Raw genomic sequence first — 9,667 nt, 5'->3', positions numbered from 1 at the left:
ACCCAAAACTGAGCCCGTAGGATAAGTGTGTCCAGGGAAAGGGGAACTCCGTTCAAACCACGATTTGTGCAACAGAGCCCCCTATTTAGCCATAAACCGCAAAAACAGTGCCGCAAAATGCTTATCCCCCGCATTCCCCAAGAGACCCTTTGCCGACTCCGCATCCACCCAATGTGCGCTGTGTCCCGGTTCACTTGGCGGGCCAAGCCGATAGACTGGGCGCGCCAGCACGACATGGCAAATTTTCTCGGCGTATTGGTCATATTCAGGCATGTAGGCAAACCGTCGAAACACCCCAAACCGCTTGATCGGTGCGATCTTCCAACCGGTTTCTTCCATCACTTCGCGGTGCAACGCCGCCATAGGGTGCTCACCGGGATCAATTCCGCCACCAGGAAGCTGGTATTCAGGCTTTGGTGCGTCCTGAAAGGTCAGCAACAGTTGCCTCCCGCGCGGCAGCAGCGCATAAATACCGGGCCGCCGTCGATAGTATTGCCCGGCTTCCGGTACCCGACCAAATCTTGCAATCATCACGCCGCCCCTTTGCCTTGTCTGCCCGTTGCACCTATATGCCCAAGGTATGCCAAGCCCTCTTCCCCAAGGAAAGCCCATGACCCTCGGTGCGCAAATCGCGTGGGATGACACTGTTCTCCCGTTTCAACTGGACGAATCCGATATTCGCGGCCGCGTCGCCCGTCTTGATGGTGTGCTCGATGACATCCTGGCCCAGCGTGATTATCCGGCCCCTATCGAGGCTCTGGTGGCCGAAATGGCCCTGCTCACCGCGCTGATCGGCAACACCGTCAAGCTCAAGTGGAAGCTCTCGCTGCAAGTGCGCGGCAACGGCCCCGCCCGTTTGATCGCCACCGACTATTACGCGCCAACGGCCGAGGGTCAGCCAGCCCGCATTCGCGCGTATGCCAGTTATGACCCAGAGCGCCCACTTGATGGTAAGCCGTTCGATCTTGTTGGCAAAGGCTATTTCGCGATTCTGATCGACCAGGGCGAAGGCACAACGCCCTACCAGGGCATCACCCCCATCGACGGCGGCTCGCTTTCAGCCTGCGCTCAGACCTATTTTGCCCAGTCCGAGCAACTGCCCAGTCGGTTTGAACTGGCTTTCGGGCGCTCGCTGGATGCCGCGGGAAACGAAGGCGCCTGGCGGGCTGGGGGCGTCATGCTCCAACTCATGCCCGAGGCTTCGCCGTTATTGAAGTCCGCCGAGGGCGAAAAGAAGCGCCTTCTCAAGGCGCGTGACATGCTCGATGGCGACGATGAAGAAAATTGGAACCGCGCCAATATCCTCCTCGATTCGGTCGAAGAACTGGAACTGGTTGGTCCCACGGTGCAGCCCACCGAACTTCTGGTGCGCCTGTTCCACGAGGAGCAGCCTCGCGTGTTTGATAGCCAGCCTGTCAAGTTTGGCTGCACCTGTTCCGAAGATCGCGTCCGCAATTCCCTGTCGATTTACTCCGCCAAGGACATCGCTCACATGACAACTCCAGAGGGCCATGTTACTGCCGACTGCCAGTTTTGCGGTGCGCACTACGATCTTGATCCCGCCACCGTAGGGTTTGAGGCGAAGTTGGATGACGATGCCTGAGCAACAGATCGAGGCGCAACTTCGTGCTGCGCTCACGGCGCAGGGGCGCCCCTCGTCTGACTATGATCTCAATCCAACGCGCGCTCCCACCGGCTCAAAGACTCGCGACGCCGGGGTGCTTGTACCGATCTGGTTGCAGGCGGGTACCGCCCCGCGCCTCATCCTCACCAAACGCAGTTCGCAGCTAAAGCACCACCCCGGTCAAATCGCCTTTCCCGGTGGCAAGGTCGACCCCGGGGATGCCAATGTCACCGCCGCCGCTTTGCGAGAAGCGGACGAAGAGATCGGCCTACCGCCTGCTTGTGTTGACGTTCTTGGAACGCTGCCCCCGCATGAAACCGTCACAGCCTTTAAAATCACCCCGGTTTTGGGCGTGATCCGAGACAATTTTGTGCCCGTCCCCGAAGCGGGCGAAGTGGAAGAGGTTTTCACCGTCCCCCTCGCGCATGTCCTTGATCCGCAGAGATACCGGGTTGAGGGTCGTTTCTGGCAAGGCCACATGCGCAAATATTACGTTGCCCCCTTTGGTCCCTATTACATATGGGGTGCCACCGCCCGAATGCTTCGTGCGCTCGCAGATCGAGTTACTTCATGACTATGATCACAGCGCCATGGCTCGCTGAAAGACCCGCGCAACAGGTCTGCACTATGCTCGAAGCGGCGGGCTATCAGGCGCTGTTTGTTGGTGGTTGCGTGCGCAATACTCTGCTCGGTCAACCGGTCTCTGATCTTGATCTCGCAACCGACGCGGAGCCAGAAAGAGTCACTGAGCTGGCCAGAAACGCCAATATTCGCGCTATCCGCACCGGCATCGATCATGGCACCGTCACCTTGGTCGTCGATGAAGTACCTGTCGAAGTCACCACCTTTCGCCATGACGTCAAAACCGACGGTCGCCGCGCGGTGGTCGCCTATGCAACCGATGTTCTTGAAGACGCCCGCCGCCGCGATTTTACAATGAACGCGCTTTACGTCGATGGCCGCGGCACATTGGTTGATCCCCTCGGCGGCCTTGATGATCTGAAGGCACGCCACATCCGTTTTATCGGTGAGGCCAGCGCCCGCATCGCCGAGGATTACCTTCGCATCCTGCGCTTTTTCCGGTTCACCGCCTGGTATGGCGATCCGGGGCTCGGGATTGATCCTGAGGGCCTCGCCGCCTGCGCCGAGGCGGCTGATGGATTGGCGCATGTCTCTGCCGAGCGAATCGGCAGTGAGATGCTAAAGCTCCTCGCGGCGCCCAACCCGGCCCTCGCCGTTGGCGCGATGGAGGCCTCTGGCGTCCTACACCGCATCCTCCCCGGCGCCGATGCGGCCACACTCACGCGCTACATCCATTTCGCTTCCGAGCCAGATGCCATTGCCCGCCTGGCAGCATTGGGTGGCTCGGAGGACATTGGCAAAATTCTACGCTTGTCCCGCGCCCAAGCGCGCCGCCTCGAGGTGCTGCAAAATGCCGCCGCTTCCACCACACCACCTGAGGGCCTAGGCTATCACATCGGCGCACTCGATGGCTTCGCTGCCACCATTCTTCGCGCCGCCCAAACTGGCGCTAACCCGCCTGAAAACGCGCAAGAAGCCGTATCACACGGCGCTGCCCAAACCTTCCCCGTATCTGCCGCAGACCTCATGCCAACCCACACAGGCCCCGCTCTTGGCGCTCGCCTCAAAGAGCTTGAACACCGCTGGATCAATTCCGGCTTCACGCTCACCCGCGAAGAGCTGCTGGCATAACCCATCACTCGGGCTAACTTGCAAGCGGACGCCCGAAGGACAGCCATGCGTACCCTTGCTAATAAAATCCCCAACCTGATTGATGCCTTCCGCCCGGCGGAAGGCCCGCCGCCGCGTGAGATCATGCCATTCTTGCGCTGGGCGATTGCGGGGGCCGAGGTTCCACTGATTATCGCGGCGCTGCTCTTTACCGCCGCCGGCACACTAGAGGTGATGACAGCCCTTCTGCTTGGACACATCATCGATACCGCTCTTGGCGCTGGCTCCGAGGGTTTTTTCGCCAACCACTTCGGCCTGATCATCGGCACGATCGGCTTTTTCGTCGTGCTTCGCCCTGCCATTTCTCTAGCCACCGCTGCCTCCAACGCGTTGGTCATTCAGCCCAACGTCAATCCGCTGGTGCTGTCGCGCCTGCACCGCTGGACCATCGGCCAGGCCGTTTCATTCTTTGATAACGATTTCGCCGGGCGCATTGCACAAAAGCAAATGCAAACCTCCCGCGCCATCACCGAAGTTGTTTCAGAGGTTGCCAATACCGTCTGTTTTGCGCTGGCCTCGCTGGTTGGAGCAGCGCTGTTGCTCACCGCGATCAATATCTGGATCGCCGCTGCGCTTACTGTCTGGCTTGTCGCTTATCTCGCTCTGATCGCGTGGTATCTGCCGCGCATTCGCGTGCGCTCCAAAGCCCGCGCCTCGGCCCGCGCGATGGTCTCAGGGCAAGTGGTCGATACGATCACCAACATCAAAACCGTCAAGCTTTTCGCCCATGCCGCTCATGAGGATCGCTCTGCGCTCAAGGCGATGGGTCGTTTTCGCGAGTCGGTCATTCATGTTGGTTTCCTCGCCGCAGGCTTTCGCGGTGCACTGATGCTGTTGGCGGGCACTCTGCCAGTACTCTTGATCGGCGGCACCCTCCTGCTCTGGACGCGTGGCAGCGCCTCCGCAGGTGACATCGCCGCCGCCGGCACCATCGCCATCCGCATCGCCCAGATGACTGGTTGGGTCAGCCACACCTTGCTTGGCATCTACGCCAACGTCGGCGAGATCGAAGACGGCATACGCACCCTGACGCCCCGCCACACGGTGACTGATGCGCCCAACGCCACCGAACTGACGGTGCCGCGCGGTGAGGTGGTATTTGACGATGTGCGCTTCACCTATGGCCACCAGAAGGACGGAGTGAACGGCGTGTCGCTTACCATTGCCCCGGGCGAGAGGCTTGGCATTGTTGGGGCCTCAGGAGCGGGCAAGTCCACGCTCGTTTCCCTGCTGATGCGTCTCTATGACACCGAAGAAGGCCAAATTCGGATTGATGGGCAAAATATTTCGCAAGTCACCCAAGAGAGCCTACGCCGCCAGATTTCAATGGTTACGCAAGATACGGCTATGTTTAACCGCTCGGCGCGCGACAACCTTAAATATGGCGCTCCCGATGCCGAGGACAGCGCCATGGAAGAAGCCGCTCGCCGTGCCGAGGCCCATCAATTTGTGACCGGGCTGGAAGATCTCAACAACCGCACTGGCTATGACGCGCATCTTGGCGAGCGTGGCGTGCGCCTGTCTGGTGGGCAGCGGCAACGCGTGGCGCTCGCCCGTGCTATCCTGAAGGACGCCCCAATCCTGGTGTTGGATGAGGCCACTTCGGCCCTTGATTCGGAGGTTGAGGCCCAAATTCAGGTGGCGCTTGATGATGTGATGGAGGGCAAAACCGTGCTGGCCATCGCTCACCGTCTGTCCACCATCGCCCGGATGGACCGGATCGTTGTCATGGAAGCGGGTAAAATCATAGAGATCGGCACTCATGAAGAGCTTGTGCGGCAAGGGGGCCGCTACGCCACTTTCTGGGAGCGTCAATCCGGCGGATTTCTTGACGTGAGCGAAGCCGCCGAGTAGCCCCACGAGCATGACAGAGTTTGTGATCGACAGATTGAACGTAAAGGGCGAGGGCGTAGCAGAAGGGGTCGTGCCAATCCCCCGTGTGCTACCGGGCGAAACAGTATCTATCTCGCCTGAAAAGGCGCAAATCATTGCGCCCTCGGAAGATCGCGTCGCTCCACCTTGCCGACACTACAAATCTTGCGGCGCCTGTTCGCTTCAACATGCCTCTGATCCCTTTGTCGCGGCGTGGAAAACCAATGTCATCGTCCAAGGCCTCGCGGCTCAGGGGGTCACCGCCCCGCTGCGCCCCATCGTGACCTCCCCCGCCAACACTCGCCGCCGCGCTACGCTACACGGGCGGCGCACCAAGAAGGGGGCGATGGTTGGCTTCAAGTCGCGCGGCTCCGATGTGATCGTCGAGATGCCCGGTTGCACGGTGCTTCACCCACAGATCCTCGCCACTCTCCCCGCGCTTGAGGCGCTCACCCGCCTTACGGCAACCCGCACCACCGAGGTTGACCTTGCCGTCACTGCTTCGCCAGCCGGGGCAGACGTGCGCGTCATGGGCGGGCGCAAGGCCGATGGCCCGCTGCTGGTTGAGCTTGGCGCTTTGGCGGGCCAGTTCAATCTGGCACGTCTCACATATGGTGATGAGCCCGTGGCAACGCGCGCCGCTCCGCGCCAAAGCTTCGGCACCGTGCCTCCACCAGGCGCTTTCCTTCAGGCCACCATTGCTGGAGAGGCGGCGCTGCTGGACGCGATTAAACAGGCAATCGGGCCGGAACTGACCCGCATTGCCGATCTTTTCGCAGGCTGCGGCACCTTCTCTCTGCCCTTGGCAGAACTGGCCGAAGTTGAGGCTTTTGAAGGTGCAACAGAACTGACCGATGCGCTCGATGCGGGCTGGCGCGCAGCCGCGGGCACCCTGCGCCGCATCACCTCCATCACCCGCGATCTGTTTCGCCAGCCGCTTCTGCCTGATGAGCTGGCTCGCTTTTCTTCCGTGGTGATCGATCCTCCCCGCGCCGGTGCCGAGGCGCAATGCGTTGAACTGGCCCGCAGCGATGTTCCCCACATTGCTTTCGTGTCCTGCAACCCGGTTACATTCGCTCGTGATGCCCGCATCCTCACTCAAGGTGGCTACACGCTGGATTGGATGCAACCGGTCGATCAGTTCCGCTGGTCGGCGCATGTGGAGCTTGCCGCACAGTTCACGCGGGCGTGAGCAGGCACTGAGCATCTTCCCAGATTCACAAAAACCCGTATATTACCCTGCAAAACAAGACCAAGAATACATTGGGGATTAGAACGGTGACGATATTTACAAGGCGGGCAGTTTTGGCCGGGGCGGCGGCATTTGCGCTGGCCGGCTGTTCCACAAAGTTCAAACGATACAATGGCCCAGAGGTTACCCGTGTGGTGGTCAACAAGGGCGAGCGCAAGATGTATCTGCTGCACCACGACAAAGTGCTAAGGGCCTATAGGGTTGATCTTGGCTTCGCGCCTGACGGCCACAAGCAGTTTGAAGGTGATGGCCGTACACCCGAAGGCCGCTACTTCATTGATCGGCGCAATCCGCGAAGCAATTTCCACCTGTCTCTGGGAATCTCCTATCCGAACGACCGCGACCGCGCTTTTGCCGAGGCGCAGGGCAAACCGCCCGGTGGTGATATCTTCATTCACGGTGGCCCGCGGCGCGGCAAGGACCGTGGCGGTCCGGATTGGACGGCAGGCTGCATCTCCATCAACAACAAGCAGATGGAAAAGGTCTACTCGATGGTCCGCGAAGGTACACCGATCGACATCCACCCCTGAACGAAAAACGCCCGGCGTATAAGGCCGGGCGTTTTTGAACGCGGTGGTGTGCCGTGATCAGCTTCCGGTCACCATTGTCCACCAGATCTTACCACTCTGCTCCTGATGCCAGGCAAAACCCACGTTGCGCGCGTCCGGGTTGAGGATCACTTCGCGGGTGTCTGGTTGTTCCATCCAGGCGGAGAGAGTTTCAAGCTCGGTCTCGAAGGTTTCCGAGATGTTTTCACCAAGGAAATTGCCAGTATAGCCGGTGCGCGATACCCGATCCAGCGGCGAAGAGCCGTCGGAGCCAAAGTGCCAAGGCCGGTTCTGTACGCTCATATCGCGCGAATGTGTCTGCGCTGCTGCATTGAGCTGCGAGTTCAGCTCCACCGGGGCGACACCACGGGCAGCCCGCAGCTCGTTCATGGTATCGAGCACCCTGAATGGGATCTGGTTCGCGTCACGCGCAGAGATACGGTAAACCTTCACTAGCCCGCCACCCGGACCCGTCGGGATGGCAGGCGTGCAGGCCGAAAGCGTGAAAAGCCCGACGAATAGTATTGAAATCAGCCGAAACATGGTCTCTGACAAGCCCCTTGAACAGTGTCGAAGCAAAGCCTTAGCTCCTAAGCTGACGTTCTGCAATTGAACCAATGCAAGGTAAAGCCGTTTGACGTCCGTTTGATTTGCGACTGCGGCTTTAAGGCCATATAATATGCCATTGTCCGGGGGTCTGCTCCCCAGTCACATTCCTTTGAGGCGTATGATGACGCATGATTCCAAGGCCGGCTTGAGCCGTCGCACCTTCCTTGGCGCGGGTGCTGCGGCCATCACTCTCCCCGTTGCCATGCCCGCTTGGGCCGAGGCACGTGATCCTGATGCACTGGTCCTTCAAGATCAGGTTCATCGCAACATTTCCAGCTTCCGTGCGCTGGATTGGCGTCCCTATTTCAGCAGCACTGCCGGTGGCGCTATCTTGGTTGATACCACCTCCCGCGCGTTGCACTTCTGGTCCGCCGATCAAACGATTTACAAGCTCTACCCCACTTCGGTGCCGATCTCCGAAGATCTCACCCGTCGTGGCCGTACCTCGGTCGTCCGCAAGGTAAATGGCCCAACATGGTCGCCAACCCCGGCGATGAAAAAGCGCAATCCAGAGTGGCCCGACTTTGTGCCTGCCGGGCCTGATAACCCGCTCGGCACTCATGCGCTTTACCTCGGTTGGACGTATTATCGCATCCACGGCACCCACGACACCCGCAAGATCGGTCGCAAATCGTCCAACGGCTGCATCGGGCTCTATAATGAGCACATAGCTGAGCTTTTCGGACTGGTCAGGAATGGCGCACAAGTTTTGCTGATCTAAGGCACCGTTGCACGCATGAAGCACAAAAGGCGGCCCGCAAAGCCGCCTTTTTCATTTTCTCGTTGCAAGAGTTCTGCGGGGTGCGGGGTGCAAAACCCCCGCCCACAAATCAGCCAATGTCAATCCACCCCGCCAGATTCTCCCGCACCACTTCCGCCAGCGCTTCAATGTGGTCGGGACGGTCATTCAGGCAGGGAATATAGGTAAAGCGCTCCCCCCCGGCTTCGGTAAAGCTGTCCTTGATCTCTTCATTGATCTCTTCCAGCGTCTCGATGCAATCCGCCGAGAAGGCAGGCGCGATCACCGCGATGTTTTTCACCCCTGCTTTGGCCCGCACGGCCACCTCTTCCACCGTGTAGGGACGCAGCCAGTCTTCCGGGCCAAACTGGCTTTGGAACGTAGTGGCAATCTGCTCCTCCGGCCAGCCCAGCCGCTCGCGCAGCAGGCGCGTCGTTTTCTGGCACTGGCAATGGTAGGGATCGCCCTCCATCAAATAGCGCTTCGGCATCCCATGAAAGGAGCAAAGCAGCAGGTCGGGCTTTCCGTCAGCACAGGATTCTTCCACCGATTTTGCCAAGGCATCAATGTAGCTGGGTCGGTCAAAGTAAGCTGGTGCCGTGCGGCTCGCCGGTTGCCACTTTTCCTCCATCAGCGCTCGGAAAAACTGATCATTCGCGGTGCCCGAAGTTGCCCCCGCGTATTGTGGATAAAGCGGGAAAAAGAGGATACGATCACACCCCGCTTCGACCATGGCACGCACCTTGGAATGGGTAGATGGGTTGCCGTAGCGCATACAAAAATCGACCATGACCTCATCGCCAAAGTCTTGCTGAACCCGCGCGCGCAGAGCCTCGGTTTGAGCCATGGTAATCACCATCAGCGGTGACATATCCCGCTCGGTGTCCCAGATTGAGGCGTAAGCCTTGCCGCTGGAAAATGGACGCTTCGTCAGGATAATCCCCTGCAGGATCGGCTGCCACTTCCACGCTGGGTAATCGATCACCCGCTTGTCGCTGAGAAATTCGCCAAGGTAGCGGCGCATGTCCCAGTATCCGGTCGAATCGGGGGTGCCGAGGTTGGCGATGAGCACGCCAATTTTGCGCGGTTTCACGGCTGGGTGGTCGGCGGGGAGCGTGCTTGTCACTGGCTGTCCTCTTCGTTTTCGCGTTCTGCTAGGCTTAGGGCGCTTTGCGTATGGGTCAATGTGGCAGCTATTCAGGCTTCTTTTCTTTGGTGCCCAGCGCATCGGCCAGCCGCGTGGCGGCAGAGCCGGGGCGCAGCGGCTGTGG

Annotated in this window: 10 protein-coding genes; 7 read left to right on the top strand and 3 right to left on the bottom strand. The window is 59.7% G+C overall.

What is annotated here, in order from left to right:
- Positions 1-81 precede the first annotated feature (81 nt).
- Entirely contained in the window at positions 82-531 is a 450-nt protein-coding gene (locus tag P1U55_RS09095) for an NUDIX hydrolase (RefSeq protein ID WP_301047257.1), read from the bottom strand.
- 79 nt (positions 532-610) lie between these two features.
- Between P1U55_RS09095 and P1U55_RS09090 the strand changes: the two genes are divergently transcribed.
- The 6 genes from P1U55_RS09090 to P1U55_RS09065 all read left to right on the top strand — a co-directional run bounded on the left by P1U55_RS09090 (position 611) and on the right by P1U55_RS09065 (position 7,030).
- Positions 611-1,603: an Hsp33 family molecular chaperone HslO gene (locus tag P1U55_RS09090; protein ID WP_301047256.1), complete on the top strand. Its 993-nt coding sequence runs from the start codon at positions 611-613 to the stop codon at positions 1,601-1,603.
- Positions 1,590-2,198, top strand: a complete 609-nt coding sequence (locus P1U55_RS09085) for a CoA pyrophosphatase (RefSeq protein WP_301047255.1) — start codon at positions 1,590-1,592, stop codon at positions 2,196-2,198. The genes P1U55_RS09090 and P1U55_RS09085 overlap by 14 nt, the downstream gene beginning before the upstream one ends.
- Positions 2,195-3,337 carry a CCA tRNA nucleotidyltransferase gene (locus tag P1U55_RS09080; protein WP_301047254.1) on the top strand — a complete coding sequence of 381 codons (1,143 nt, stop codon included), beginning with the start codon at positions 2,195-2,197 and terminating at the stop codon, positions 3,335-3,337. The genes P1U55_RS09085 and P1U55_RS09080 overlap by 4 nt, the downstream gene beginning before the upstream one ends.
- Positions 3,338-3,382: 45 nt before the next feature.
- Positions 3,383-5,230: an ABC transporter ATP-binding protein gene (locus tag P1U55_RS09075; protein ID WP_301047253.1), complete on the top strand. Its 1,848-nt coding sequence runs from the start codon at positions 3,383-3,385 to the stop codon at positions 5,228-5,230.
- Between the two features lie 10 nt (positions 5,231-5,240).
- Positions 5,241-6,440: a class I SAM-dependent RNA methyltransferase gene (locus tag P1U55_RS09070; RefSeq protein WP_301047252.1), complete on the top strand. Its 1,200-nt coding sequence runs from the start codon at positions 5,241-5,243 to the stop codon at positions 6,438-6,440.
- Positions 6,441-6,517: 77 nt separating this feature from the next.
- A complete protein-coding gene (locus P1U55_RS09065) occupies positions 6,518-7,030 on the top strand; it encodes a L,D-transpeptidase family protein (RefSeq protein WP_301047260.1) in 513 nt (170 codons plus the stop codon).
- A 57-nt stretch (positions 7,031-7,087) separates the two neighbouring features.
- On the opposite strand, the gene P1U55_RS09060 is transcribed toward P1U55_RS09065, so the two are convergent.
- On the bottom strand, positions 7,088-7,591 hold the full coding sequence (locus P1U55_RS09060) for a CAP domain-containing protein (protein ID WP_301047251.1): 504 nt from the start codon (positions 7,589-7,591) through the stop codon (positions 7,088-7,090).
- A gap of 187 nt (positions 7,592-7,778) precedes the next feature.
- Here P1U55_RS09060 and P1U55_RS09055 point away from each other — a divergent pair, with 187 nt between their 5' ends.
- Positions 7,779-8,378 (top strand): L,D-transpeptidase, encoded by a 600-nt coding sequence (locus P1U55_RS09055; protein WP_301047250.1) that lies wholly within the window; start codon positions 7,779-7,781, stop codon positions 8,376-8,378.
- A 109-nt stretch (positions 8,379-8,487) separates the two neighbouring features.
- On the opposite strand, the gene hemH is transcribed toward P1U55_RS09055, so the two are convergent.
- Positions 8,488-9,522 (bottom strand): ferrochelatase, encoded by a 1,035-nt coding sequence (gene hemH / locus P1U55_RS09050; RefSeq protein ID WP_301047249.1) that lies wholly within the window; start codon positions 9,520-9,522, stop codon positions 8,488-8,490.
- Positions 9,523-9,667: the final 145 nt, after the last annotated feature.

Source organism: Vannielia sp., from assembly GCF_029212645.1.
Classification (GTDB): Bacteria; Pseudomonadota; Alphaproteobacteria; order Rhodobacterales; family Rhodobacteraceae; genus Vannielia.
This window is presented reverse-complemented; position numbering and strand designations above follow the sequence as displayed.

Bases quoted from the DNA above. Each gene is read 5' to 3' on its own strand.
- P1U55_RS09095 (WP_301047257.1), bottom strand. From the start codon at position 531: ATGATTGCAAGATTTGGTCGGGTACCGGAAGCCGGGCAATACTATCGA.
- P1U55_RS09080 (WP_301047254.1), top strand. From the start codon at position 2,195: ATGACTATGATCACAGCGCCATGGCTCGCTGAAAGACCCGCGCAACAG.
- P1U55_RS09090 (WP_301047256.1), top strand. From the start codon at position 611: ATGACCCTCGGTGCGCAAATCGCGTGGGATGACACTGTTCTCCCGTTT.
- P1U55_RS09070 (WP_301047252.1), top strand. From the start codon at position 5,241: ATGACAGAGTTTGTGATCGACAGATTGAACGTAAAGGGCGAGGGCGTA.
- P1U55_RS09060 (WP_301047251.1), bottom strand. From the start codon at position 7,591: ATGTTTCGGCTGATTTCAATACTATTCGTCGGGCTTTTCACGCTTTCG.
- P1U55_RS09055 (WP_301047250.1), top strand. From the start codon at position 7,779: ATGACGCATGATTCCAAGGCCGGCTTGAGCCGTCGCACCTTCCTTGGC.
- P1U55_RS09075 (WP_301047253.1), top strand. From the start codon at position 3,383: ATGCGTACCCTTGCTAATAAAATCCCCAACCTGATTGATGCCTTCCGC.
- P1U55_RS09085 (WP_301047255.1), top strand. From the start codon at position 1,590: ATGACGATGCCTGAGCAACAGATCGAGGCGCAACTTCGTGCTGCGCTC.